The organism is Pseudomonas sp. G3-39 (assembly GCF_054790485.1).
On the sequence record NZ_CP186497.1, the window covers coordinates 3,618,874 to 3,645,284 of the forward strand.

Here is a 26,411-nt window from a genome sequence, read left to right on the forward strand (position 1 = left end):
ATGTCGACTGACCCATCGCCTTCGCTGGCAAGCCAGCTCCCACAATGATTGGCAGTGTTCTCACCTCTTCCAATAACCCCCATCCCCTGTGGGAGCTGGCTTGCCAGCGATGAGGCCAGCACAGTCAACATCGATGTCGACTGACCCATCGCCTTCGCTGGCAGGCCAGCTCCCACAATGATTGGCAGTGTTCTCGTCTCTTCCAATAACCCCCATCCCATGTGGGAGCTGGCTTGCCAGCGATGAGGCCAGCACAGTCAACATCGATGTCGACTGACTCATCGGCTTCGCTGGCAAGCCAGCTCCCACAATGATTGGCAGTGTTCTCACCTCTTCCAATAACCCCCATCCCCTGTGGGAGCTGGCCTGCCAGCGATGAGGCCAGCACAGTCAACCATCGATGTCGTCTGACCCATCGCCTTCGCTGGCAAGCCAGCTCCCACAATAATTGGCAGTGTTCTCACCTCTTCCAATAACCCCCATCCCCTGTGGGAGCTGGCTTGCCAGCGATGAGGCCAGCACAGTCAACATCGATGTCGGCTGACCCATCGCCTTCGCTGGCAAGCCAGCTCCCACAATAATTGGCAGTGTTCTCACCTCCTCCAATCAACCCCCAGCTCCCACAGGTTAATCAGTCATCCGAAGGATGGGGCGGTACAAAAAAACCGGAGTCATGGCTCCGGTTTTTCTGTTGTCAGTGGGTTCTCATCCCCGCTGCATACATCGCCAGTTTCAGCACACTCGCCACTACCGCGAGCGATACCACGCTGCCGAACCAGATCAGCAACAACCAGCCCAGACGCTGGTACCAGCGGGAGGATCTGACCTCACGCGAATCAATGGTAGCCATCGCCAATCCTCACTTTGCCGCGGAATACGTAGTAGCTCCAGAAGGTATACATCAGGATCACCGGCAGGATGAACAGTGCGCCGATCAGGGCGAACAACTGGCTCGAAGGCGGAGACGCCGCCGCCCACAGGCTCACCGATGGCGGGATGATGTTTGGCCAGATGCTCAGCGCCAGGCCGATGTAACCGAGCAGCATCAACACCAGAGTGAACACGAACGGCCAGTGGGTGTGACGCTGACGCAAGGTGCGCAGCAGCCCGAACAACGCCAGCAGCGCCAGCACCACCAACCCGGCGAACACCATCAAGTGCCCATGACTGGACCAGCGCGTAGCCAGTTCCGGGTGCAACTGCAGGGTCCAGACGCCAATCACCACCACCATCGCCAGCAGCAACCACGCCAATGGCCGAGTGAACAGACGCATCCGCGACTCGAGCATGCCTTCGGTCTTGACCAGCAACCAGGTGCTGCCCAGCAGCGCATAAGCCACCACCAGACCGAGGCCGCATACCAGCGGAAACGGCGCCAGCCAGTCCAGGCCGCCACCGGCAAACTGCCGATTCACCACGGGAATGCCCGACACGTAGGCGCCGATCGCCACACCCTGGGAGAACGTCGCCAGCAGCGAACCGCCGATGAACGCCTTGTCCCACCAGTGACGCTTTTGCGCTGACGACTTGAAGCGAAACTCGAACGCCACGCCACGGAAAATCAGCCCGCAGAGCATCAGGATCAGCGGCAGGTACAGCGCCTCCAGAATCACCCCGTAGGCCAGTGGAAACGCGCCATACAACGCCGCACCACCGAGCACCAGCCAGGTTTCGTTGCCGTCCCACACCGGGGCGACAGTATTCATCATCACGTCGCGCTCCTGCTCATCCGGGATCAGCGGAAACAGGATCCCCAAGCCCAGATCGAAGCCGTCCATGATCACGTACATCATCACCCCGAAGGCGATGATCACACCCCAGATCAACGAGAGATCGATACCTTGAATACCCATGACTCAATGCTCCTTCATCGGGGCGGTAGCCGCCGAAATGGGCCGGCGCGGAGTCTGCAACTGATCGCCCTCCGGCGGATGTTCGTGATGGGGCTGCGGGCCCTTGCGCACCAGTTTCATCATGTAGCCGATGCCCACGGTGAACACCGAGCAGTAGATCACCACGAACAGCAACAGCGAGGTGCTCATCTGCGCCACCGAGTGGTGCGACGCGGCGTCATGGGTGCGCATCAGGCCGTAAACCACCCACGGCTGACGCCCGACTTCGGTAGTGATCCAGCCGGCCAGCAACGCGATCAACCCGCTCGGCCCCATCAGCAACACCAGACGCTGGAAGCCGCGATGCTGATAGAGCTTGCCGCCACGGCGCAGCGCCAGACCGAGCACACCGACGAGGATCATCAACATGCCCAGCCCGGCCATCACGCGGAAGCTCCAGAAGATGATGGTCGAGTTCGGCCGATCCTCTTTCGGGAAGCTCTTGAGCGCCGGGATCTGCTTGTCGAGGCTGTGGGTCAGGATCAGGCTGCCGAGGTACGGGATTTCCAGCGCGTACTTGGTCTTCTCCGCCTGCATGTCGGGGATGCCGAACAGCACCAGCGGCGTCGGGCCGTTGTCGGCGTTTTCCCAGTGGCCTTCGATGGCGGCGATTTTTGCCGGTTGATGCTCCAGGGTGTTCAAGCCATGGGCGTCACCGACCACCGCCTGAATCGGTGCCACGATCAGCGCCATCCACAACGCCATGGAAAACATCCTGCGCACCGGCGCGGTATTGTTGCCGCGCAGCAAATGCCAGGCCGCCGACGAGCCAACGAAGAAGGCCGTGGCGACGAACGCGGCGATCGCCATGTGCGCCAGACGGAACGGAAACGACGGGTTGAACACGATCGCCAGCCAGTCCAGCGGCATCACCCGACCGTCGACAATTTCAAAGCCCTGCGGCGTCTGCATCCAGCTGTTGGACGCGAGAATCCAGAACGTTGAAATCAGCGTGCCGATAGCGACCATCACCGTGGCGAAGAAGTGCAAGCCACGGCCGACGCGGTTCCAGCCGAACAGCATGACCCCGAGGAAACCGGCCTCAAGGAAGAACGCCGTCAGCACTTCATAGGTCAGCAACGGCCCGGTGATGCTCCCGGCGAAGTCGGAAAAGCCGCTCCAGTTAGTGCCGAACTGGTACGCCATGACCAGCCCCGAGACCACGCCCATGCCGAAGTTGACGGCAAAGATCTTCGACCAGAAGTGGTAGAGATCGCGGTAGGTGTCGTCACGGGTTTTCAGCCACAGGCCTTCAAGTACCGCGAGGAAACTCGCCAGGCCGATGGTGATCGCCGGGAAGATAATGTGGAACGAAACCGTGAACGCGAATTGAATTCGCGCCAGGTCCAGTGCCTCCATGTTGAGCATGATGATGTCCTCATCCAGGCTGAAAAGCGGCAGCACGTCGCCGGGCCACCGCCAGGCGCGAACGCCTGCAGCCAGTCAAATTGCTATGAATTTTTATAGGTAGCGGGTCAGGCCAGCGATGACGGGATCAGGTTGCTGACCTTGGCCGCTTCGAGGCGAATCGCGACGAATTTCGAGGTCGGCGTGTAGGTCCGGTCGCCATAGCTTTCCAGCGGCACCAGCGGGTTGGTTTCCGGGTAGTACGCCGCCGCCTGACCGGGCGGAATGTCGTAGGCGATCAGGGTGAACCCGCTGACCCGACGCTCGCGCTCGTCATCCCACAGCGCCACCAGATCGACCTTCTGCCCCGGTTCGAAACCGAGACGCTGGATATCCTGTTCGTTGGCGAAGATCACGTCGCGCATGCCATAGACCCCGCGATAACGGTCGTCGAGCCCGTACAGCGTGGTGTTGTACTGGTCGTGGGAGCGCATGGTCTGCAGGATCAGATCCGGCTTGACCGGCAGGTTGCGCACGCCTTCGCTGATCAGGTGTTCCGGCAGCACGCACGGGGTGAACTGGGCTTTGCCCGACTCGGTGTTCCAGACCCGATCCGAGGCGTCGTTGCCAAGGTGGAAGCCACCCGGGGTCAGCAGTTTTTCGTTGAAGTTTTCGAAGCCCGGAATCACGTCGCCGATCAGGTTGCGGATGCGTCCGTAATCGCCCACCGCCCACTCCCAGTCGATTGGATGCTTGCCCAAGGTCGCGGCGGCAATCCCGGCAATGATCGCCGGCTCGGACTTCAAGTGCGCCGACTTCGGTTTCAACTGACCGAACGACAAATGCACCATGCTGAAGGTGTCTTCCACGGTCACGCCTTGCGGGCCTTCGGCCTGAATGTCGATGTCGGTGCGACCGAGGCACGGCAGGATCAATGCGTCGCGTCCGGTGACCAGATGGCTGCGGTTGAGCTTGGTCGAAATGTGCACGGTCAGGTCGAGTTTGCGCATCGCTTCGTGAGTGCGCGGGGTGTCCGGCGTGGCTTGAGCGAAGTTGCCGCCCAGACCGATAAACACTTTGGCTTCGCCACGCTCCATCGCACCGATCGCCATCACCGTGTTGTGCCCGTGCATGCGCGGCACTTTGAAGTTGAAGCGTTTTTCCAGCGCGTCCATCAGCTCCTTCGGCGCCAGTTCATTGATGCCCATGGTGCGGTCGCCCTGCACGTTGCTGTGCCCGCGCACCGGCGACAGACCGGCGCCCGGACGGCCAACGTTGCCGCGCAGCAATTGCAGATTGATGACTTCCTGCAGGGTCGGCACCGAGTGCACATGTTGGGTCAGGCCCATGGCCCAGCACATGATCACGCTTTTGGCGCGGCCATACATGCGCGCCGCCAGTTCGATGTCGTGCAACGGCACGCCGGACTGCTCGAGGATGTGCTCCCAAGTCGTGGCGTCGACTTCTGCCAGGTAGCTGTCCAGACCCGAGGTGTGCTCGGCGATAAACGCATGGTCGAACACCGGTTCGCCACCGCTGGCCTGGGCTTCACGCTCCCACTGCAGAAGGAATTTGACCATGCCGCGAATCATCGCCATGTCGCCACCCAGCGCCGGGCGGAAGTACGCGGTGTTGGTCGCTTCCCAACCGTTGCTGAGCATCTCGAGCGGGTTCTGCGGGTTCTGGAAACGTTCCAGGCCACGTTCTTTCAGCGGGTTGATGCACACCACCTGCGCGCCGCGTTTCACCGCTTCACGCAGCGGTTCGAGCATGCGTGGGTGGTTGGTGCCGGGGTTCTGGCCGATGACGAAAATCGCGTCGGCATGATGCAGATCCTCGTAGACCACGGTGCCCTTGCCCACGCCCAGCGTCTCGCCCATGCTCACCGCACTGGCTTCGTGGCACATGTTCGAGCAATCGGGAAAGTTGTTGGTGCCGTAGGCGCGGACGAACAACTGATAGAGAAACGCCGCTTCGTTGCTGGCCCGGCCCGAGGTATAGAACTCGGCCTCGTGCGGCGATTTCAGGCCCTTGAGATGTTCGGCGATCAGCGCGAACGCATCTTCCCAGGTGGTTTCCACATAGCGGTCGACCCGCGCGTCGTAACGCATCGGGTGGGTCAGCCGGCCCTGATATTCCAGCCAGTAGTCGCTCTGCTCGGCCAGGCTCGATACCGTGTACTTGTTGAAGAACGCCGGGTCGACCAAACGCCCGGTAGCCTCCCAGTTCACCGCTTTGGCGCCGTTCTCGCAGAACTTGAGCATGCTCGCACCGGGCGCTTCACCCCACGCACAGCCCGGGCAGTCGAAGCCGCCGTTCTGGTTGGTCTTGAGCATGGCGCGGATGTTTTTCAGGGCGTTTTCACTGCCCAGCCAGCTTTTGGTCAGGCTGATCACAGCCCCCCAACCGGCAGCGGCACCCTTGTAAGGTTTGTAACGGTCGACTTGTGACATGGGACATCTCCATGACGATGCACACAGGCATGAACCTGATCTTGGTTAAACAGCGACGGCCGACTTTGCACAGCAATAAAGTGGTCGTTTCAGTTGCCGGAGCAAGGATATGAACCGTTACAAAACATTGTCTAATTGCTATTTATGACCACATTATCGAAACCCTCTATCACGGCGAAAAACCCTTTATTTACGCGGTGTTGCGAAACTAAAGCGGTAACTTTCCAGAGAAAATAATTGATCATCGACGCGCTCAATCAAGCAGTCATAAACAGTGATTGGACGAGATCTGAAGTTGCCCATAATCTGCGCTAACCGGTTCCGTCCATGCGGACTTCCCACTTCTGCGAGGCTGTCATGTCAGAGCGTGTCTTGATCGATGGTTACAACCGCCGCGTCGACTATCTGCGCATGTCGGTCACCGACCGCTGCGACTTCCGCTGCGTGTATTGCATGGCCGAGGACATGCAGTTTCTGCCGCGCCAGCAAGTGCTGACGCTGGAGGAGATCTATCAACTGGCGCAGAGCTTCGTGGCGCTGGGCACGCGCAAGATTCGCCTGACCGGCGGCGAGCCGCTGATTCGTCCGGGCGTGGTCAAGCTGTGCGAGCAGATCGCCGCCCTGCCCGGCCTGCGTGAACTGTGCATGACCACCAATGGCTCGCAGCTGGGCAAACTCGCCGCGCCGCTGTTCGACGCCGGGGTCAAGCGACTGAACATCAGCCTCGACAGCCTCGACCCGGATCGTTTCAAGCAAATGACCCGCACCGGTGATCTGGCACAGGTGATCAGCGGCATCGATGCGGCGCGCAAGGCCGGTTTCACCCGAACCAAACTCAACGTGGTGGTGATGCAGGGGCGCAACGATCAGGAGATCAACGATCTGGTGAGCTTTGCCATCGACCGCCAGCTCGACGTCTCCTTCATCGAGGAAATGCCGCTGGGGATCATCAGCGAACACAGCCGCGCCGAGTCGTTTTTCTCCAGCGCCCAGGTGCGCGAAAAAATCGCCGAGCGCTACACCCTGATCGACTCCGCCGAGTCGACCCAGGGCCCGTCGCGCTACTGGCGGCTGGCCGAGGCGCCGGATATTCGTCTGGGCTTTATCTCGCCGCACAGCCACAATTTCTGCGGTACTTGCAACCGGGTGCGGCTGACTGTCGAGGGGCGCCTGCTACTGTGTCTGGGTAACGAGCATTCGGTGGATCTCAAAGCCGTGCTGCGCGCTCATCCGGGGCAACCAGAGCGGCTGGAGAAGGCCATCATCGAAGCGATGAAACTCAAGCCGTATCGGCACAATTTCGAAGTGAACGACGACGTTCAGGTCGTGCGCTTCATGAACATGACCGGCGGCTGAGCCGCCCTCACCCTGCGTAACCGGGATCGCCCAGCATGATCATCAGACCCAAGGTCAACCAATTCGCCATCCTCTTCACCCTGAAGGGTTCGATCGCCAAACGTATCGCCCTGCGCACCTTGATGGTCACCCTGCTGGCTTCTGCCATCGTGCTGATTGAAATGCTCCACCCGAGCAACTTCACCAAGGTCAACGCCACGCCGTTCACCCTGCTCGGGCTGTCACTGTCGATCTTCATGAATTTTCGCAACAACGCCTGCTACGACCGCTGGTATGAAGCGCGCAAGGCCTGGGGCGATGTGCTGGTGCACATTCGTTCGGTAATTCGCGAAACCCATGTCATCCGAGAATCGGCGCAGCGCAAGCCGTTGCTGCTCAACCTCTGCGGGTTTGCTCATGCGTTGAACGCGCGGTTGCGCCGGGAAAGCGAAGCGGCGGCCAGCAGCAAGTGGATCACCCCGCAACACGATGCGCAGGTGCCGGACTACAGCGGGCGGATTCTGCAGCAGGTCGGCCAGCAATGTTCGGATCTGCATCAAAGCGGTGAACTGAGCGAGTGGCGCTACATGCTGCTGGCCAATCACCTGACCAGCCTGACTCAGGCACAAGCGGTGTGCGAGCGGATCAAAAACACCCCTCTGCCCTTCCCCTACACCTTGCTGCTGCACCGCACGATCTACCTGTTCTGCGTCCTGCTGCCGTTCGCCATGGCCGAACCGTTGGGCTGGCTGACCCCGCTGTTCACGGCGATTGTCAGCTACACGTTCTTTGGTCTGGATGCGATTGCCGATGAGCTGGAAGACCCGTTCGGCCGCGATGAAAACGATTTGGCGACCGACTCGCTGGTGCGCACCATCGAGCGTGACATTCTCAGCGAACTGGGCGAAACCGACCTGCCGCCGATGTTGCTGCCGGTGGACTATGTGCTGAGCTGAGCTCGCTCCTACAGGTTCCAGGTACACCCCGCAGAATGGCTGATCATCACACATCCGAATGTGGGAGCGAGCCTGCTCGCGAAGAGTGCCTGTCAGTCAACATTGATGTTGTATGACACGCCGCCTTCGCGAGCAGGCTCGCTTGTATGTTTAGACTTGAAGGGGTGGGCGGGACTACAGACTCGATTCTGACTCTGACCAGTACAGACCGTGGGAGACTTCTCGTCCCGCCCCTTCTACCCAAAGCGCCAATAAGGAATTCATCGGTAAACCGACGATAGAGACAAGCCAGCGCAACGGTAGACCCCAACAAGCTCTTAAACCCTAGCTCCGAGGATTCGTCATGACAATCCTCCCACAGTTCTGATTTGTGTCGGGGTCAGAAGAGTTCGCTGAAGGGAATGAAACGCAGCGGATCGCCAATGTCGAGAGTGCTGTTTTCCGGCACCTCCACCAGCCCATCGGCCCAGGTCGCTCCGAGCAAAACGCCGGAACTCTGGTTCGGATACAACACCGCGCGCCCCGCCTCCAGCCGAACCCGCAAGTACTCTCGACGACTGCCAGCCTTGTTCCAGGCGAACCCGGCATTCACCGTAAAGCTCAACGGCATGACCTCTTCCACGCCCTGAATGCGCAGCAGATACGGTCGCGCAAGCAGGCCGAAGGTCACCAGCGCCGAGGTCGGATTGCCCGGCAGGCCAATCACCGGCACCGTGCCGAAATGGCCCACGGTCAGCGGTTTGCCAGGCTTGATCGCCAGCTTCCACAGCAGCGGTTTGCCGTCCTCACGCAGCACCTGCCCGAGGCAATCGGCATCGCCGGCAGACACCCCGCCGGTGGTCAGGATCAGGTCAGCCGCCACTTGCAGTTGCTCAAGCTTGAGCCGCGTCTGCGCCGGGCGATCCGGGAGGATCCCGGCGTCGATCACCTCGCAGCCCAGTTCCTTCAGCCAGTGGCCGAGCAGCACACGATTGCTGTTGTAGATGCTGCCGGGACGCAGCGGCAGGCCCGGTTCGACCAGTTCGTCACCGGTCGACAGCAGCGCCACACGCGGGCGACGCACCACGTGCAACTGTGCCAGCCCCTGTCCGGCGGCGACCGCCAGTTCGAACGGCCCGAGGCGTTTGCCGGCACGCAGCAGGATGTCGCCGACGCGGTTTTCCTGACCCTGTGCGCGAATGTTCTGCCCCGCTTTCAGCGGCTGCAAAAAACGCACGCGGCCGTCCTCCAGCACTTCGACGTTCTCCTGCATCTCGACGCAGGTAGCGCCGGGCGGCAACGGTGCGCCGGTAAAGATCCGCGCGCAGGTGCCGGGCAATAGCGCGTCCGGTGCCAGACCGGCGTAGACCTTCTGCGACACCTTCAGCGGCTGACGATGCAGATCGGTCAGGTTCAACGCATAACCGTCCATGGCACTGTTCGGCCATGGCGGCAGGTCGAGTGTCGCCACCAGATCACTGGCCAGCACCCGCCCACGCGCCTCGTCCAGCGGCAGAGTTTCGCTGTCGGCCAGACGTTGCTCATTGGCCATGCCGAGCAACTGATCGAGGGCGTCCTCGACCGGCATCAACCCTGCCTTGCTCATCCGCGCGGCCCACAAGCAGCGACTGATTTGAGGTGCGGCACAAAGTTGCACGGGCGATGGCGGTTATCCAGTTGCTCGGCAAGGATGCCTTCCCACGCGGTGCGGCAGGCACCGGTCGAACCCGGCAGGCAGCACACCAGCGTGCCGTTGGACAGCCCGGCCAGCGCGCGGCTTTGCACGGTCGAGGTGCCGATGTCGAGAATCGAAATGGCGCGGAACAACTCGCCAAACCCGTCGATCTGCTTGTCGAGCAGACAGGCCACTGCTTCCGGCGTGCTGTCGCGCCCGGTGAAGCCGGTGCCGCCGGTGATCAGCACCACCTGGATGCTGTCGTCGGCAATCCAGTGCGCGACCTGGGCGCGAATCTTGTACAGGTCATCCTTGAGCAGGTTGCGCTCGCTCAAGGTATGACCGGCCTCCAGCAAGCGGCTGACCAGCAATTGGCCGGACGTGTCGCTCGCGTAATCGCGAGTATCGCTGACGGTCAGTACGGCAATGTTCAGGGGAACAAACAGGGCATCCGCTTTCGCACTCATGGGAATCTCCGGCAGTAGTCAATCAGATTGCCAAGCAGCCTAAGTGCCACTTATGAGTACTGTCTAATCACTCTGGCCAACCACATTATCGAGCTGCTCTATCGGCGCCGTTGACCTCGGCCGACGCCTTTGAAACCATGGGCGATAGAGCTGATCGATAGGCTTTTCAATTCTTCCGATTGGACGCAGATACAGGCAGGTGAGATCGTCACACCTCGCGTTTTTCGTGCGCTGCGCGCATCTGCGTCAATACTCCATTCAATTTCTCAACGAGCAGGTGCCTGCGTGGACATCAAACAACTCAAGTTCCTGATCGCACTGGACGAAACCCGACACTTCGGCCAGGCCGCCGCCCGCTGCCACATCACCCAGCCGACCCTGTCGATGCGTCTGCGCAATCTGGAAGATGAGCTGGATCTGGTGCTGGTCAATCGCGGTCAGCGCTTCGAGGGTTTCACCCAGGCCGGCGAACGGGTGCTGGCCTGGGCGCGCACACTGCTGGCCGCGCATGACGGCCTGTTCGCCGAAGCGGCGGCGTGCCGCGGGCAACTGGTCGGTAGCTTGCGCCTGGGTCTGGTGCCGCTGAGCAATTTCAACCCGGTCAATTACATTCAGAGTTTGTCCGGGACCTATCCGGAGCTGAAATTCAGCCTGTCGTCGGGGAGTTCCGACGAGATCATCGCCGGTTTGGGCAACAACCAATTGGATCTGGGCGTGTGCTACCTCGACCACGTCAACCCGAACTATTTCGATTTTTTCGAGATCGGCGAAACCCGCGTCGGTCTGCTTTACGACAACCGTCACTACCATTTCGAAGGCTCGGAAATGAGCTGGGAAGACGCCGCCGAACTGCCGCTGGGGATGATCACCACCGGCATGCATTACCGCAAATCCATCGACCTGAGCTTCCGCAGTCGCGGACTCAATCCGCAGCCGATCATGGAAAGTGATTCGACCTACCAGTTGCTGCAGGCGATTCACCAGGGTTTCTGCTGCTCGATCATGCCACTGGACAGCGGGCTGGAAGAGCCAATCGAACACCTGTCGTTCATGCAACTGCCGGATGCCAGCGTGCTGGCGCCGCTGGGGCTGGTAATGCGCAAGACCGAGCCGCGTTCGGCGATAGCCGAGAAGTGTTTTGCCGAGGCGCGCAAGTTGTTCGGGGTTGAGTTGCCGGTTGCTTGAGTAATCTCTCCAGACATTGATGCTGGCTGTCAGACCGTCTTCGCGAGCAAGCCCGCTCCCACAGGTTGAATGCATTTCAATTGTGGGAGCGGGCTTGCTCGCGAAGAGGACCGCCCAGCGAATACACATTTCGGATATAACAGCGGTGATCGACCCACCCAATCACCAGATCAGAACAAGCGATTGGACGCACTTTCACCACCCCCGTAGCCTGAACCCACTTCAGCGCTTCGGGACTTTTCAAGATGCTCTGCCACGTCGAATCCAACACCGAACCCAACGCCCCCGCACCGCAACCGTCACAGGTGGCGTTTCGCGAATACCTGCCGCACGCCCCGCTCTCGCACGTCGCCCTGGCCGCGGAGATCGCCCTGGCGATCACCTTCAATGGCCTGAGCCAGGCGGTGATGATGGTCTCGCCCGGCAACCTTGAAGATTTCATCCGGGGCTTCAGCCTGAGCAACGCGATCATCGACAGCGTCGACGAGATCTACGACATCCGCCTGAGCCATTTCGATCAGGCCTGTCAGGCCGAGGTGCAGATATCCAGTCGCGCGTTCTGGGCGCTGAAAGATCATCGTCGGCAGATGGCCGGCACCAGCGGCTGCGGCATCTGTGGCGTCGAGGCGCTGGAGCAGGCGTTGCCGCAACTGCAGATTCTGCAACCCTGCGCGCTGCCGCCGGCCGCGCATTTTGACGGTATCCGCCAACGCATCGAACAGGCTCAGCAACTGGCCCGCAGCAGCGGCGCCCTGCACGCGGCGCTGTACTTCGATGCCAGCGGTGAGGCGCTGTTGTGCCGCGAAGACATTGGCCGGCACAACGCCCTCGACAAGCTGATCGGCGCGATGCAAATCGCTGACGTCGATGCGCGCCAGGGCTTCGTGGTGGTCACCAGCCGTTGCAGCCTGGAGCTGATCCACAAAGCCGTGCGCGCCCGACTTGGCACCCTTGTCAGCCTGTCCGCCCCCACCGCGTTGACGGTGCGTTGGGCGCTCAAGCATCGGCTCAATCTGATCCACGTACCGCACCGCAACGCCCCCCGAATCTACAGCCCGATCCAGGAGCTTTTGCCATGAGCAACACCCTCACCCACCTTGATGATCAGGGCCGCGCCAACATGGTCGACGTCAGCGACAAAGCCGCGACTCGCCGCGAAGCCACGGCGCAGGCCTGGGTGCAGATGCGCCCGGAAACGCTGCAGATGATCCAGGCCAACGGTCACCCCAAGGGCGACGTTTTCGCCGTGGCGCGCATCGCCGGAATCCAGGCGGCCAAACGCACCCACGAACTGATCCCGCTGTGCCATGCGCTGCTGCTCAGCTCGATTCACGTTGAACTCAAGGCCTGCGAACCGGACCGCGTGCAAATCACCAGCACCTGCCGCCTCACCGGCCAGACCGGCGTCGAACTTGAAGCCCTGACCGCCGCCAGCGTCGCGGCGCTGACCATTTACGACATGTGCAAAGCCGTGGACCGGGCCATGGTCATCGGCGACATCCGCCTGCTGAGCAAACAGGGCGGCCGCTCCGGACACTTTCAATGGGAGGACGCGCAATGATCCTGATCAACTACTTCGCCAGCTACCGTGATCGCCTGAATCTGGGCGGGGAAAAAATCCCCCTGAGCGACGATCTGACCTGTATCGAGGACGTGCGGCAGATGCTCATGGCCCGTGGTGAAGAATGGCGCGAAGTGCTTGGCGCCGGCAACCTGATGTGTGCGTTGAACCAAGAGCTGTGCCAACCGAGCGCGGCGATCGAAGACTTCGACGAGATCGCGTTTTTCCCACCGGTCACCGGGGGCTGAGCATGACGGTTCGAGTTCAGTACAAAAGCTTCGACGTCGGCCAGTTGACCGCCGACCTGCATGCGCGCAATCCACGGGTCGGCGCGGTGGTGAATTTCATCGGCTATGTGCGCGATCTGAACATTGGCCAGAGCGTGAACGAGCTGTTCCTCGAACACTATCCGGGCATGACCGAAAAAGCCCTCGAACGGATCGCCGACGAAGCGCGCGAGCGCTGGCCGCTGCTGGGTGTGGAGATTGTGCATCGGGTCGGCGCACTGGCGGTCAGCGAGCCGATCGTGTTTGTTGGCGTCAGCAGCAAGCACCGGCACATGGCGTTCGAAGCCTGCGCGTTTATCATGGACGTGCTCAAGACTCGTGCACCATTCTGGAAGCGTGAGAGCACGGCGCAGGGTTCGCACTGGGTCGAGGCGCGGGAGAGTGATCAGAATGCGGCACTGCGCTGGAGTCTGGCGCATGCCTGAAGAGCAAAAGCCCCTCACCCTAGCCCTCTCCCCGAGGGAGAGGGACTGATTGGGGAATATTGAAGAAATTCACCGAATTGAAAGATTGGCTCTGAATCCATAATCGACTCGATCTTTCAGGTCGATGGATGACGCCAGACACCTCGGTCGGCCCCCTCTCCCTCTGGGAGAGGGCTGGGGTGAGGGTTGAAAGTCTGATTAGATAGCCACTCCGCCAGGATTAAACTCCGGAGTTTCGTTTGAGCACAGCGCCCAACAACCTGCCCCGCCCCGCTCCCGTCACCTTGCGCCAGGCCTGGCGCTTCTGGCTCAAGCTCGGCTGCATCGGTTTCGGCGGCCCGGCCGGGCAGATCGCGATCATGCATCAGGAACTGGTCGAGCGCCGGCGCTGGATCTCCGAGCGGCGCTTTCTGCATGCACTCAACTACTGCATGTTGCTGCCCGGCCCCGAGGCCCAGCAACTGGCAACCTACATTGGCTGGCTGTTGCATCGCACCTGGGGCGGGGTGATCGCCGGGGCGCTGTTCGTGCTGCCGTCGCTGTTCATCCTGATTGCGCTGTCGTGGCTGTACATCGCGTTCGGCGATGTACCGGTGGTGGCCGGAATTTTCTATGGAATCAAACCGGCGGTGACCGCGATCGTCTTGCACGCCGCGCACCGTATCGGTTCGCGGGCGCTGAAAAACAGTTGGTTGTGGGCGATCGCCGGGGCGTCATTCGTGGCGATTTTTGCCTTGAATATGCCGTTCCCGCTGATCGTCCTCGGCGCGGCATTGCTCGGCTATTTTGGTGGACGCTTGGCGCCACAGCGCTTCAACAATGGCGGGCAGCGCAGCAGTGCCAAATCCTTCGGCCCGGCGCTGATCGATGACGACACACCGACACCTGAGCATGCGCGATTCAGCCTGCCGAAACTGTGGCGTCTGCTGCTGGTTGGCGCAGCGCTGTGGTGTTTACCGATGGGCCTGCTGACCGCGCTGTTCGGCTGGGATGGCACCTTCACGCAAATGGGCTGGTTCTTCACCAAGGCCGCGTTGCTGACGTTTGGTGGCGCTTACGCGGTGTTGCCCTATGTCTATCAAGGCGCGGTCGGGCACTATGGCTGGCTGACGCCGACGCAAATGATCGACGGCCTCGCCCTCGGCGAAACCACGCCCGGGCCGTTGATCATGGTGGTGGCGTTTGTCGGTTTCATCGGCGGCTACGTGCAACCGGCGTTCGGCGCAGAACATGCGTTCGCCGCCGGTGCATTGGCGGCGACGCTGGTGACCTGGTTCACCTTCCTGCCCTCGTTCCTGTTCATCCTCGCCGGCGGGCCGCTGGTGGAATCAACGCACAACGAATTGAAGTTCACCGCACCGTTGACTGCGATCACCGCAGCGGTGGTCGGGGTGATTCTCAACTTGGCGTGTTTCTTCGCTTATCACGTGTTCTGGCCCAACGGTTTTGCCGGGCACGCGGATCTGTTTTCGATCGGGCTGGCGCTGCTGGCAGCGTTGGCACTGTTCATTTTCAAACGCGGGGTGATCGAAGTGTTGATCGTTTGCGCCCTTGCCGGGCTGGGCTTTCATCTGATGCGCTGAATCCTGGCCTGCGAATCTCCCGTTTACACGCCCGCGAATTCCCCCTTACTATCCGGGCACACCGGTCGGCGGGCCTGCCCCGCCACCGACGTTTTCCGCCAACGGAAACACGCGTTATGAGCACGTCACCACAACAACCAGAAAGGTTGAACGTCTCCGCTGTGTGCGCCCTCTGTCACAGGGGCCGCGCATGAATCGCATCGTCAATCTCCCCATGGCCCTGCGCCGTTCCAAGCTGCGTCACTCCGCACGCCCGCCGGATATCGCCTGCTGATTTCCATCAGTCAGAAAAGATCCATTGTGGTGAGGGGATTCATCCCCGATGGACTGCGCAGCAGTCCCTATCTTTTTGGCCCGCTACGCGCGCCGTCGGGGATAAATCCCCTCACCACAGGTTCAGTGTCACTTCTGACTGCCGGGCATTAGCGAAATACTTTTTTCTTTTTGATATCCCTGCCAGGACACCCACGCCTATTTACCGCGTCGTGTCCGGCCCGAATCTGCGCGCCTGTGCGGCGCCATCGTGAGTGATTGACCATGAAATTCGCAGCCATCGAAGACGCACGCCTGTTCCTTGAACAGAACCCCGATATCGACATGATCGAGCTGTTCATCCTCGACGCCAACGGCGTGCCGCGCGGCAAGCTGTTGCACCGCGAGGAACTGCTCGCTGTATACGAAAGCGGACGCCCGCTGCCCAGCACCATCCTTGGCCTGACCGTGCAGGGCGAGGACGTGGAAAACTCGGGGCTGGTGTGGGACGTCGGCGACATCGACTGCCGCGCCTACCCGCTCGAAGGCAGTCTGGTGCGCCTGCCGTGGCGGCAGATTCCGACCGCAGCGGTGCAGGTCAGCATGCACCCGAGCGAGGGAATGCCGGCGAGCATCGCCGACCCGCGTCATCTACTGATCAAGGTGATCGACGGCCTCAAGGCCGAGGGTTTTCACCCGGTGATGGCGTGCGAGCTGGAGTTCTATCTGCTCGACGCCAAACGCGATCACAACGGCCGTCCGCAACCGGCGCTGGACGCCGACGGTGGCCGACCGCGACACACCCAGGTCTACGGTTTGCGTGAACTGGAGCAGATCGAACCGTTCCTCGCCGACCTCTACGGCGCCTGCAAACTGCACGGCATTCCGGCGCGCACGGCGATCTCGGAATACGCCCCGGGCCAGGTGGAAATCACCCTCGAACACGGCGACGCGTTGCTCGCGATGGATCAGGCGGTGCGCTACAAACGTCTGGTCAAAGCGGTGGCGCACAAGCACAGCATGCAGGCGACGTTCATGGCCAAGCCGTTCGATGATCTGGCCGGTACCGGCATGCACATGCACGTCAGCCTCGCCGATGCCGAAGGGCGCAATCTGTTTGCTTCCGAAGACCCGGCCGGTACCCCGCTGCTGCGCACCGCGATTGGCGGCATGCTCGCCTCGCTGCTCGATACGTTGCTGCTGTTCTGCCCCAACGCCAACTCCTACCGCCGCTTCCAGGCCAACAGCTATGCGCCTTTGGCGCCGACCTGGGGCGTCGACAACCGCACCGTCAGCCTGCGCGTACCGGGCGGCCCGGCCAACACCCGGCACATCGAACACCGCATCTGCGGCGCCGACGCCAACCCGTATCTGGCGGCGGCAGCGATCCTCGCCGGGATCCATCGCGGGATTCGCGAAAGTCTTGATCCGGGTGCGCCGGTCGAGGGCAACGGCTACGCGCAAGCCAAGGAACTGCTGCCGACCGACTGGCTGACTTCGCTGCAGGCGCTGGAGAATTCTGCGTGGGCACGGGATGCCCTGGGCCAGGAATTTCTCGGGGTGTATCTGGCGGTGAAGCGTGCCGAGTACCGGCAGTTCATGGCCGAGGTGGGTGAACAGGATTGGCGTTGGTATCTGACCGAAGCCTGAAGCCTCACCACTAACCCCTGTAGGAGTGAGCCTGCTCGCGATAGCGGTGTGTCATTCAGCAATAATGTGTCTGACATGGCCTCATCGCGAGCAGGCTCACTCCTACAGGGGACCGCGTACAACCGAAGAATTTGTGTGGACACCGACATGACCCAACGCTGCAATTCCTACTACACCGCCACCCTCAACCAGGACACCGACTACCCGACCCTGCAGGGCCGGCATCAGGTCGATGTGGTGATCATCGGCGGCGGTTTCACTGGCGTCGCCACCGCCGTCGAACTCGCCGAAAAAGGCCTGAAAGTCGCCATCGTCGAAAGCCACAAGATCGGCTGGGGCGCCACGGGACGCAATGGCGGACAAGTCACCGGCAGCCTCTCCGGCGACGGTGCGATGCGCAAACAGATGCGCCCGAAACTCGGTGATGAAGTCGACGATTTCATCTGGCACCTGCGCTGGCGCGGGCATGAAATCATCCGGCAGCGTGTGGCGAAATACGGCATCCAGTGCGACCTCAAGCACGGCCATCTGCACGCCGCCTACAAGCCAAGCCACATGGACGGTTTGCGCCAGGATTACGACGAAGCCGTGCGTCGCGGCCTGGGTGATGAGGTCAGCCTGCTAGACCGCAGTCAGGTGCGCGACCTGCTGCAAAGCGACCTCTACCACGGCGCAATCAAGAACACCCGCAACATGCATCTGCACCCGCTCAACCTGTGTATCGGCGAAGCGCGGGCGGCGGAAAGTCTAGGTGCCTTGATCTTCGAGAACAGTGAGGTGCTGGAAATCATTCACGGCAAGACGCCAGGCGTGCGCACCGCCCACGGCCAGATCGATGCCAATCAAGTGATGCTCGCCGGCGACGTCTATCACAAGCTCGAACCGGGCCAGCTCAAGGGCAAGATTTTCCCGGCCATGGGCGGCATCGTCACCACCGCGCCGCTGGGTGATCTGGCGCGGCAGATCAATCCCGAAGACCTCGCGGTGTACGACTGCCGTTTCGTCCTCGACTACTACCGCCTCACGGCCGACGGGCGCCTGCTGTTCGGCGGCGGCGCGAACTACAGCGGCAAGGATTCACGGGACATCGCCGCCGAGCTGCGCCCGTGCATCGAGCAGACCTTCCCCGCGCTCAAAGGGGTGCAGATCGACTACCAGTGGAGCTGCGCGATGGGCATCGTGATCAACCGCATCCCGCAACTGGGCAAGCTCTCGGAAAACGTCTGGTATTGCCAGGGTTATTCCGGACACGGCATCGCTACCACCCACATCATGGGCGAAATCATGAGCCGCGCGATCACCGGGCAGATGGAACAGTTCGAGACCTTTGCGCAGTGCCAACACATCCGGGTACCGATGGGGGATTGGCTGGGCAATCCGTTGCTGGCGGCGGGGATGTGGTATTACCAGATGCTTGAAAAGTTGCGTTGACCGCACCGGCCCCATCGCGAGCAGGCTCACTCCTACAAGGGAAACGCGTTCCAACTGTAGGAGTGAGCCTGCTCGCGATGATGCCATCAGCCTCACACAAATCTCACTCCGGCAACTGCTCCACCATTGAAATGCATTCCAAATGTGGGAGCAACTGTCTTACTACCACCGTTCGTCACCGCCACTCTGTGCCGTCTCGCAGCATGGCATTCAGTCTGATCAGCAGTATTCGCATACAGGCGATGAGCGCGACTTTCGCGCTCTTGCCCCGTTCTCTTAAGGATTCATAACGGGCCTTGAAGTCGGCCTGGCAACGGATAACGACCCAGCACGACATGTAAAGCGCACGTCTGACGCGCGCTCTCCCTCCGTAAATCTGACGTTTCCCGCTGTGATTTCCACTGTCGTCGTTGTAGGGGGCGATTCCCGCCAGTGCGGCGATCTCCCTGCGATCCAGCTCGCCGAGTTCGGGTAGATAAACCAGCAAGCTGGCGGTCGCCACAGTGCCGATGCCTTTGACAGAGATAAGCCGATCGGCTTTTTCCGCATCCAGCTCACGCATGCTTTGATCGATGGCTTTGCCGAGCTGCTTGATCTGGGTTTGCAGGTAGCGAATATGGTCCTTGATCGCCTCTACAACCGCAGGCAACTGGGCCTGCTGGAGTCGACGCTTGTTGTCGTCGCGCTGCTGGACGAAGTGCTCGCGTAATTGAATCAACTCGCGCAGGGCTTCACGCTCAGGCGAGATGGGCTTTTCGCGAGACGCATGCAGCGCTTCGGCAAAATCGGCGAGAACCGCCGCGTCGATGGGATCGGTTTTGGCGTTCTTGCCCATTGCTACGGCAAAGGCTCTGGCCCGGCGAGGATTGATCCTCAACACGCTGAAACTTGCCTGCTGCAATGCCGCCATGACCTTGCGTTCATAGCCGCCTGTGGCTTCCAGCAACACGCGGCCAACCGTGTACTGACCTAAACGCGCGACCAGCACATCAAAGCCTTCAACGGTATTGGGAACTTCAAAGCCGTCTTTCTGTGGTTGAACCCAGACGACCAGATTGGATTTGGAGATATCGATGCCGACCCAGGAAATCATGGCAAAACCCTCTTACACTCAGAAGTGAGAGTGCTCTGGCTTTGCCCACGCTTGTGATTCGAGTGGCGCTCGTCCAACTGTTCGGGCTTAGGGGCCAGAGTAGAAAGGTGGATGGCAGCTTTGCTCCCACTCGTGCTTCAAGCACCGCGGACTCACAGCTTGCCATCCACCCCTCTCACCCCAGAGTTTATCCCCTTACTCAGACACAAGCGGGCTTGCTCGCGAAGAGGCCAGCAGCCTCACTACAAATCTCAGTCCGGCAACTGCTCCACCACAATCCCCAACCGCCGATAATCCTCGACACTCCCCGACGCCACATGCCGCTCGGTAATCAGCGTATGCAGGCGCGTACACGCGGCCACCACAAACGGCTCCACCGCCCCCAGCTTGTCCGCGGTGGTCACCGCAATCACCCGCGTCGCGCTGTCGAGCAGCGCCTGTTTCACCGGCACTTCATCGAAATGCAGCGAGGTGATGCCCACCTCCGGGTGAATCGCACAGACCCCGGTAAACACCAGATCCGCCTTGATCCCGGCCAGCATGCGCACCGCTTCATGCCCACTGGCCGACATCGTGCGCGGGTTCAGTTGTCCCCCGGCCAGAATCACTTTCACCCCCTTGTATTCGGACAAGGCAATCGCTGTCATCGGCGCGGCGGTCACCGCAGTGATCTGGATATCCGCGCGCAACGAGCGCGCCACCTGCAACGCGGTCGAGCCGGAATCGAACAGCACAATCTGCCCATCCTCGACCTTTTGCGCCGCCAACTGCGCCAGACGCACCTTCACCTCATCAGTCTCATCCAGCCGGGTGAAGTAATCCTTGCCGCTGTCCTTGGGCCTTGGCAGCGCCCCGCCATGCACGCGCTGCACCAGGCCGGCGTTGTCCAGTTCGGAGAGGTCGCGGCGAATGGTGTCTTCGGACACAGCGAAGTGCTGGCTCAACTCGGAGGCCATGACCTTGCCGTCGCGTTCGAGGATCAGGAGGATTTTCTGCCGGCGCAGGGACGGGAGTTCGGTGACCGAATGATCGTGCATGGTTTTGCCTGTTTATGCTTGTAGTTGCAGGTTTTGCCGAGACTAGCGAAAGCTTTGGGCAAACACAAACCGGCGGGTATCAATTGTTTCGATCATTGGAATCAACATGCCGAATTTTTTCTTTGCATTCAGCCTGTTCAGAATGGCCTCACTTTAAAAAGGCTCAGGATGAACAGCTGATGAATCTCAATTTTGCGTTTGCGTGCATGATCGTGGTGTCTTTTGCGATTGCCCTGGGCCACGCCTGATCCGTCACACCGACGCCGCCAGATGCTCACGCAACCATTTGTGTGCCGGATCGCGATGCGCGCGCTCGCCCCAGAACATCGCCATTTCGTAGCCCGGCACCGGCAACGGCGCATCGACTACCTGCAACGCCGGGTTGTCGCGAACCAAGCGTGACGGCAGCATCGCCACCAGATCGGTACTCGCCAGCACCGACATCACCATCAGAAAATGCGGCACCGACAGCACCACTTTGCGCGCCAGGCCGACCTCGGCCAGCGCCTTGTCGGTCACCCCGAAAAAGCCCCCGCCCTCGCGCGACACCATCACGTGTTCCAGCGCACAGAACTGTTCGCGAGTCGGCTTACGCTTCAACCCCGGATGCCCGACGCGACCGGCCAACACGTAATGCTCGGTGAACAGCACCCGTTGATGCAGATCCAGCGGCGCCTCTTCGGTGATGTGCAGCGCCAGGTCAAACACGCCCTGCTCCGCCTGCCTGGCCAACTGTGCCGGCACCAGATCGAGCACCGCCAGCCGCGTGCCCGGCGCCTGAGTGCGCAAACCGCTGAGCGCTGGCAGCACCACCGTCGATTCGCCGTAATCCGTCGCCGCAACTTTCCAGATGTGGCGGGCCTGCGCCGGATCGAAGGCACTGGCCGGCGCCACCGCGCGTTCCAGTGCTTCCAGCGCCTCGCGCAACGGCTCGCGCAGTTCATCGGCCCGCGCCGTCGGGCGCATGCCCCGTGGCCCGGGCAGCAACAGCGGGTCGCCGAAGATCTCGCGCAGCTTGGCCAGGTGCACGCTCACCGACGGCTGCGACAGGCTCAAGCGCTCTGCGGCGCGGGTTACGTTGTGTTCTGCCAACAACACGTCTAGGGTCAACAGCAAGTTGATGTCCAGACGTCGTAAATTATTCATGGCTATACCTGACATATCAGACATTCATTTCCAATATACCGATCAAGGATTGATCCTGCCTGCATTCAACCAAGGAGTTGCCACATGAATGTGCTACTGGTCTACGCCCACCCCGAACCCACTTCGCTCAACGGCTCGCTCAGGGACTTCACCGTCCAGCGTCTGCAAGCCGCCGGTCACACCGTGCAGGTCTCCGACCTGTATGCGATGAACTGGAAGACCACGATCGACGCCGATGACGCCCCCGGTCGCGATGAAAGCCGGCCATTCCACGCCTCGATCGATTCGAAACTGGCTTACCAACAGGGCCGGCAGTCCGCCGATATCGCCCGCGAGCAGGAAAAGCTGTTGTGGGCCGACGCGCTGATCCTGCAATTCCCGCTGTGGTGGTTCACCATGCCGGCGATCCTCAAAGGCTGGGTCGAGCGCGTGTATGCCTACGGGTTTGCCTACGGTGTCGGCGAACACTCCGATGCGCGCTGGGGCGAGCGCTACGGCGAAGGCAAGATGAAAGGCAAACGCGCGATGCTGCTGGTCACCACCGGAGGCTGGGATTCTCACTACAGCCCGCGCGGGATCAACGGGCCGATTGATGATTTGCTGTTTCCGATCCAGCACGGCGTGCTGTTCTACCCCGGTTTCGACGTGGTGCCGCCCTTCCTGGTGTACCGCGCCAGCCGCATGGATCAAGCGCGGTTTGCCGAGACCTGCGAGGCGCTGGGCACGCGTCTGGATGAATTGTGGAGCACGCGGCCGATAGCGTATCGGCAGCAGAATGCCGGGGATTACGAGATCCCGGCGTTGACGCTCAAGGATGATATTGCTCCGGGTGAAGAAGGCTTCGCCGCGCATTTGCGTTGATGCCCGGAAAAGATCGCAGCCTTCGGCAGCTCCTACAGGGAAAACGTGATTCCTGTGTAGGAGCTGCCGAAGGCTGCGATCTTTTGCTTCTAATGTGCTGTAGGCGCACCGGCCCGACGTCCAGGCCGGATCAGCTTTGTTCCCGCACCCGCCGCACCTGCACCAGCAACGCCGGTGCAAAGTGCAGCAGCACCATCCGCGCCAAGTGGTGCGTGAGGATGAACACTACATTCAAGCCACCGGCAAACGCGACAATCGCAATCGTCTCGATCGCCCCCGGCATGTACGCCAGCCACAGCGACAGCGGATCACTGCCCAGCCAGCGCGCCGCCACTTCGGCAAATGCCGCCGCCACCACGATCATCATCCCCACCGACACCAACGCCGTCCGCCCGTGCCGCCCCAGCTCCGCAAGGCCGAGTCCCTGAAAGCGCGAGCCGATCCGCACGCCGAGAATCAGCGCCGCCAGGTTCAGGCTCCAGTCCGGCATGTGAAAGCCGTGCAGCCATCCCGATTTCACAAACACGGCAGTGAGCAGAATCGCCGTCAACATGAATGGCGCAGGCACGCCGATCACCAAAAGCAGTCGCCCGATGACGATGCTCAAGCCGATCAGCGCCAGCACGGTCAACGCCATACCCGTGCTCAACGGAGCGCTTTCAACCACCGCCACCGATGCCTGCCCGGGAATCAAAAAGCTCACCAGCACCGTGATCAACAGCAAGCGCATCAGGTGCACGATGATGACTTTGCTCGAAGCCTTTTCCGACTCCAGCAAATCGAACACCGCCGCCAATGCACCGGGGTACACCGCCAACAGCGCATCGGTACGGTTCCAGCCAGCGCCGCGGGTCAGCCACCATCCGGCGAGGGCGATCTGTACCGTCAGGCATAGAAGCAGAACGCCGAGGCTTGGCAACATCGCCGAAGCCGTCGCACTGTCCCACGCTTCGAACATCAGCCCGGTGGCGATGCCCAGCGTGACCTGGATGTAGCCCAGACCATAAGGGGTGGCGGGGGCAAACCCGAACTTGGTGGCGACCAATGCGGTGACAAGAATCGCCCCCAGCAACAGGCCATGAGGAACACCGCTGACCTGCAACGCAGCGCCGACAGCAGCAGCGATCAACAAACACAGAATCGATTTCATATTCTTCGCCTTCCTGGCTATTCAACTGACCCGACATCAATCCCATGTAGGAGCTGCCGAAGGCTCCTACAGGGGGTGTTCGTTTTTACGTGCGCAACCGCCCGATCGCCCGCCGATACTTCTCGACCCGTTCCAGATCTTCCCAACTTGGCGAGGCAATCCGCGACAGGTCGCTGTTCTCTTCCAGATCCGCCAGCTTGACCACCCGACCGATCGGGTTCTGCGCCGCACGCTCGACGAAATCCTCGTAAGACTCGCCCGGCACTTTGGTCACTGATTCAATCGCCGTCAGCACCTCTTCGCTGAAACCTTCCTTGCGCAAGTCATCGAGGCTGACGCCGCAATCCTCAACCACATCGTGCAGCACGGCGACGATGCGTTCTTCCAGCGTGGTCATGCGCAACATGACTTTCAGCGGATGCAGAATGTACGGCGCACCGCCCTTGTCGACCTGCCCGGCATGGGCGGTGGCGGCGATGGAGATAGCGCGTTCGAGGGTCTGGGTCATGGAAGTCTCCGTGGTTTAAACGCCATAGCGGCCGCCAATGTGGATGTTGCGTTTGAGCCAGTTGCGGATCGCTGCAAGCCGTCCGGTTGGCTTCGCAGGCCCGGAATGACGTTGAAGGATCAGCGAGACCACGGTGGACTGATCGGCATTTGGATGGGCATCGATCAACTCGACAACCCACGCACAATCAGCTTTTCTCAGGTGTTCACGCCACTCGCCCGGCCAGGCGTACAGCTCATCCAGCGCCAACCACCGCGCACCGCCGTGTTCCATGTGCCCGCCAGACATCGACTGCTCGAAACAGAAAGGCGAGTCTGGCTTTGCAGGGTCAATGTGAAACAGATAGATGTCGTGAAAGGGATGCTGCGAGGGGAGCGCGTTATTGCGGCTGCCGATTTCGATCATGGGCAATGTTCCAATCCTTGGGCGCTTAATGTTTCCGATTGTTTCGCAGTGTACGCCACAGGAGCAAATCAAAAACCCGATGGAACCTCCCTCCTCCACGCCATCTCGAAACTATAAAGCGAAAGCGCCAAAAGCTTCGATCAGACCCGGCGCCCCTGAAGAGGAAACCCCGATGAACATTCGCTTCCTGCTTCTAATCGCCACGTTCGCCGTCATCCCCACCTGCGTCATGGCCGAAGGCTGCGACGTTCAGACCCAATCCTCCAGCGCTTCGGTGCCAGCGGTGGAAACGCACAGCTGCTACGAATACGAAGGCATGCCCGTCAGCTCCATCGACTGGTCGTGCAGCAATGAAAGCAAAGACATGCTCAACAGTAAGAAAACCAAGGTCGAGCACTGTGCCGACCACTTTCAGGCCACGTGTATCGCCACGATCACTCAGGAATCCCTGGCCAACCCTCACTCCACCAGCAAAGACAAAAATGCCAAGGCGCTGAATATCCCCGACAACGCCCAAGTGACCACGTATTACTATGACGTGGATCATTTGGCCCAGGCGCGAATTGATTGTGAGAATGGTGGTGGGCATTGGAAGGCGAAGTAAGCGTTTGATATCTGTGTTTGCGACAGGCAAAGAAAAGCCCGGCTCAAAAGACCGGGCTTTTTAATGCGCAATATCCGTTAACCACCGCCGTTACCCCCACTGCTGCTATCGGACGGTTGACCCGCGGAGCTGGGCTTGGAGGCAGAAGGCACCGGCCCATTGTCGGTCTTGCCACCATCCCCACCTTCAGGTAGCGAATTGGCATCCGGATCGGCATGGGTGGCAGGGGACGCCGGGTCGCGAGTCTGGCTGTTGCCGTCGTTTGCCGTTGGGGTGGGCATATCGCCGGCCGCGATCGCATACAGCGAGCTGCCGGACAGCAACGCCGCGAGGGTAAACACCGCGATTTTATGGTTCAGCATGGTGGCTCTTCCTCTGCGTGGGGAGTTACAGCATTGGAAGAAGGTGTGTGGCGAAGGTGCGGTGTGTCGGACGAATGGTTGTCGCCCAGTCATTTCGCGCAGTTTCGATATCTGAAAACTTCGTAGGAAAACACTTCATGTGGCGAGGGAGCTTGCTCCCGCTGGGCTGCGAAGCGGCCCCAAAACCGGATGGTCCGTTTTGCTAGCGGTACCGTCGAGTCAGTAAACGTGAAGCGTTATAACTGATTAAAAGGCAGATTATTAGTTTTTCATTTAAAAACCTGTCAGTAATGACAGGTTAGAAAAAACGGCTACTGCGATAACCTATGTTTTCGGCAAGATCAATATTTATCGTTCAGGAGATTATCCATGAGTGCGTTATATGCCTACTACAATAAGTCCAACGAGTTTTCTGCCCATTGCATAATAAAAGTTGGACTCATGAGAGGGGCAGAGGCGATGCATTTTGAAGGTGAGAGCGTTTCATGCACGGAGGAAATAAAAGAGGGTTGGTATTACGATGAAAATAGTCAAAAGTTCATCACTGCGCAGGAATTTGAAATCAATCGCGAAAAATACCGGACTTCACCTGATCCCAAGACACTCCCCCCTATAAAAATAAAGTTGCCAGAATACCCCCCTCCATCATCGGATAATAAAGATACTACCTGGAGAAAACCCTAAGCACGAAAAGCAATAACTTCGAACTTACTGATCTATAAAAAACTGCTCTACACGCCTTAAAGAAGTACCGCTGTCTCTTTCGA

26 protein-coding genes are annotated in these 26,411 nt (G+C 60.4%); 13 read left to right on the top strand and 13 right to left on the bottom strand.

The window, feature by feature from the left end; all coding sequences use genetic code 11:
• Positions 1-694 precede the first annotated feature (694 nt).
• The 4 genes from ACOYXG_RS15975 to ACOYXG_RS15990 all read right to left on the bottom strand — a co-directional run bounded on the left by ACOYXG_RS15975 (position 695) and on the right by ACOYXG_RS15990 (position 5,692).
• Positions 695-850: a DUF2474 family protein gene (locus ACOYXG_RS15975; RefSeq protein WP_098964444.1), complete on the bottom strand. Its 156-nt coding sequence runs from the start codon at positions 848-850 to the stop codon at positions 695-697.
• On the bottom strand, positions 837-1,853 hold the full coding sequence (gene cydB, locus ACOYXG_RS15980) for a cytochrome d ubiquinol oxidase subunit II (RefSeq protein WP_115989476.1): 1,017 nt from the start codon (positions 1,851-1,853) through the stop codon (positions 837-839). The genes ACOYXG_RS15975 and cydB overlap by 14 nt, the downstream gene beginning before the upstream one ends.
• Positions 1,854-1,856: 3 nt before the next feature.
• Positions 1,857-3,260 (bottom strand): cytochrome ubiquinol oxidase subunit I, encoded by a 1,404-nt coding sequence (locus ACOYXG_RS15985; protein WP_095136770.1) that lies wholly within the window; start codon positions 3,258-3,260, stop codon positions 1,857-1,859.
• Positions 3,261-3,367: 107 nt separating this feature from the next.
• Positions 3,368-5,692 carry an FdhF/YdeP family oxidoreductase gene (locus ACOYXG_RS15990; RefSeq protein ID WP_027611713.1) on the bottom strand — a complete coding sequence of 775 codons (2,325 nt, stop codon included), beginning with the start codon at positions 5,690-5,692 and terminating at the stop codon, positions 3,368-3,370.
• Between the two features lie 357 nt (positions 5,693-6,049).
• Here ACOYXG_RS15990 and moaA point away from each other — a divergent pair, with 357 nt between their 5' ends.
• A complete protein-coding gene (gene moaA / locus ACOYXG_RS15995; protein ID WP_096796449.1) occupies positions 6,050-7,048 on the top strand; it encodes a GTP 3',8-cyclase MoaA in 999 nt (332 codons plus the stop codon).
• A gap of 35 nt (positions 7,049-7,083) precedes the next feature.
• Positions 7,084-7,983, top strand: a complete 900-nt coding sequence (locus tag ACOYXG_RS16000) for a bestrophin family protein (protein WP_183780640.1) — start codon at positions 7,084-7,086, stop codon at positions 7,981-7,983.
• 379 nt (positions 7,984-8,362) lie between these two features.
• Here the strand turns inward: ACOYXG_RS16000 and ACOYXG_RS16005 are convergent, their stop codons facing one another.
• Both ACOYXG_RS16005 and moaB read right to left on the bottom strand, forming a co-directional pair.
• On the bottom strand, positions 8,363-9,568 hold the full coding sequence (locus ACOYXG_RS16005) for a molybdopterin molybdotransferase MoeA (RefSeq protein WP_460352742.1): 1,206 nt from the start codon (positions 9,566-9,568) through the stop codon (positions 8,363-8,365).
• Complete coding sequence (gene moaB, locus ACOYXG_RS16010; protein WP_027611709.1) at positions 9,565-10,104, bottom strand: molybdenum cofactor biosynthesis protein B; 540 nt, start codon at positions 10,102-10,104, stop codon at positions 9,565-9,567. Before moaB ends, ACOYXG_RS16005 begins: the two co-directional genes overlap by 4 nt.
• A gap of 285 nt (positions 10,105-10,389) precedes the next feature.
• Here moaB and ACOYXG_RS16015 point away from each other — a divergent pair, with 285 nt between their 5' ends.
• From ACOYXG_RS16015 to ACOYXG_RS16050, 8 genes are all read left to right on the top strand, one after another.
• A complete protein-coding gene (locus ACOYXG_RS16015) occupies positions 10,390-11,289 on the top strand; it encodes a LysR family transcriptional regulator (protein WP_027611708.1) in 900 nt (299 codons plus the stop codon).
• A 245-nt stretch (positions 11,290-11,534) separates the two neighbouring features.
• Positions 11,535-12,368, top strand: coding sequence for a formate dehydrogenase accessory sulfurtransferase FdhD (gene fdhD / locus ACOYXG_RS16020; protein ID WP_103367726.1), 834 nt, complete (start codon positions 11,535-11,537; stop codon positions 12,366-12,368).
• Positions 12,365-12,850: a cyclic pyranopterin monophosphate synthase MoaC gene (gene moaC, locus ACOYXG_RS16025; protein ID WP_027611706.1), complete on the top strand. Its 486-nt coding sequence runs from the start codon at positions 12,365-12,367 to the stop codon at positions 12,848-12,850. The genes fdhD and moaC overlap by 4 nt, the downstream gene beginning before the upstream one ends.
• The gene (locus tag ACOYXG_RS16030; RefSeq protein ID WP_095136553.1) at positions 12,847-13,098 is read left to right on the top strand and encodes a MoaD/ThiS family protein; all 252 of its coding nucleotides are present in this window, start codon (positions 12,847-12,849) and stop codon (positions 13,096-13,098) included. The genes moaC and ACOYXG_RS16030 overlap by 4 nt, the downstream gene beginning before the upstream one ends.
• 2 nt (positions 13,099-13,100) lie before the next feature.
• A complete protein-coding gene (gene moaE / locus ACOYXG_RS16035) occupies positions 13,101-13,562 on the top strand; it encodes a molybdopterin synthase catalytic subunit MoaE (protein ID WP_098964456.1) in 462 nt (153 codons plus the stop codon).
• 239 nt (positions 13,563-13,801) lie between these two features.
• Positions 13,802-15,145, top strand: a complete 1,344-nt coding sequence (gene chrA, locus ACOYXG_RS16040; RefSeq protein WP_103367724.1) for a chromate efflux transporter — start codon at positions 13,802-13,804, stop codon at positions 15,143-15,145.
• 537 nt (positions 15,146-15,682) lie between these two features.
• On the top strand, positions 15,683-17,047 hold the full coding sequence (locus ACOYXG_RS16045) for a glutamine synthetase family protein (protein ID WP_150368938.1): 1,365 nt from the start codon (positions 15,683-15,685) through the stop codon (positions 17,045-17,047).
• A gap of 147 nt (positions 17,048-17,194) precedes the next feature.
• Positions 17,195-18,478: an NAD(P)/FAD-dependent oxidoreductase gene (locus ACOYXG_RS16050; protein ID WP_460352747.1), complete on the top strand. Its 1,284-nt coding sequence runs from the start codon at positions 17,195-17,197 to the stop codon at positions 18,476-18,478.
• Between the two features lie 175 nt (positions 18,479-18,653).
• Here ACOYXG_RS16050 and ACOYXG_RS16055 read toward each other — a convergent pair whose 3' ends face one another.
• From ACOYXG_RS16055 to ACOYXG_RS16065, 3 genes are all read right to left on the bottom strand, one after another.
• Positions 18,654-19,571 (bottom strand): IS110 family RNA-guided transposase, encoded by a 918-nt coding sequence (locus ACOYXG_RS16055; protein WP_460352749.1) that lies wholly within the window; start codon positions 19,569-19,571, stop codon positions 18,654-18,656.
• A 251-nt stretch (positions 19,572-19,822) separates the two neighbouring features.
• On the bottom strand, positions 19,823-20,608 hold the full coding sequence (locus tag ACOYXG_RS16060) for a DeoR/GlpR family DNA-binding transcription regulator (RefSeq protein WP_460352751.1): 786 nt from the start codon (positions 20,606-20,608) through the stop codon (positions 19,823-19,825).
• 252 nt (positions 20,609-20,860) lie between these two features.
• Complete coding sequence (locus ACOYXG_RS16065) at positions 20,861-21,754, bottom strand: LysR family transcriptional regulator (RefSeq protein ID WP_171061869.1); 894 nt, start codon at positions 21,752-21,754, stop codon at positions 20,861-20,863.
• Between the two features lie 84 nt (positions 21,755-21,838).
• Between ACOYXG_RS16065 and ACOYXG_RS16070 the strand changes: the two genes are divergently transcribed.
• Positions 21,839-22,615: an NAD(P)H-dependent oxidoreductase gene (locus ACOYXG_RS16070; protein WP_258675059.1), complete on the top strand. Its 777-nt coding sequence runs from the start codon at positions 21,839-21,841 to the stop codon at positions 22,613-22,615.
• A gap of 130 nt (positions 22,616-22,745) precedes the next feature.
• Here the strand turns inward: ACOYXG_RS16070 and ACOYXG_RS16075 are convergent, their stop codons facing one another.
• The 3 genes from ACOYXG_RS16075 to ACOYXG_RS16085 form a co-directional block, all read right to left on the bottom strand.
• Positions 22,746-23,765, bottom strand: a complete 1,020-nt coding sequence (locus ACOYXG_RS16075) for an AbrB family transcriptional regulator (RefSeq protein ID WP_460352754.1) — start codon at positions 23,763-23,765, stop codon at positions 22,746-22,748.
• An 85-nt stretch (positions 23,766-23,850) separates the two neighbouring features.
• Complete coding sequence (locus tag ACOYXG_RS16080) at positions 23,851-24,273, bottom strand: HD domain-containing protein (RefSeq protein ID WP_460352756.1); 423 nt, start codon at positions 24,271-24,273, stop codon at positions 23,851-23,853.
• A gap of 15 nt (positions 24,274-24,288) precedes the next feature.
• The gene (locus ACOYXG_RS16085; RefSeq protein WP_460352758.1) at positions 24,289-24,678 is read right to left on the bottom strand and encodes a hypothetical protein; all 390 of its coding nucleotides are present in this window, start codon (positions 24,676-24,678) and stop codon (positions 24,289-24,291) included.
• Between the two features lie 172 nt (positions 24,679-24,850).
• On the opposite strand from ACOYXG_RS16085, the gene ACOYXG_RS16090 reads away from it, so the two are divergent.
• Entirely contained in the window at positions 24,851-25,282 is a 432-nt protein-coding gene (locus ACOYXG_RS16090; RefSeq protein WP_460352760.1) for a hypothetical protein, read from the top strand.
• 77 nt (positions 25,283-25,359) lie between these two features.
• On the opposite strand, the gene ACOYXG_RS16095 is transcribed toward ACOYXG_RS16090, so the two are convergent.
• Complete coding sequence (locus ACOYXG_RS16095; protein WP_460352762.1) at positions 25,360-25,644, bottom strand: hypothetical protein; 285 nt, start codon at positions 25,642-25,644, stop codon at positions 25,360-25,362.
• 369 nt (positions 25,645-26,013) lie between these two features.
• Here ACOYXG_RS16095 and ACOYXG_RS16100 point away from each other — a divergent pair, with 369 nt between their 5' ends.
• Positions 26,014-26,328 carry a hypothetical protein gene (locus ACOYXG_RS16100; RefSeq protein ID WP_097088873.1) on the top strand — a complete coding sequence of 105 codons (315 nt, stop codon included), beginning with the start codon at positions 26,014-26,016 and terminating at the stop codon, positions 26,326-26,328.
• The last annotated feature ends 83 nt before the right edge of the window (positions 26,329-26,411 follow it).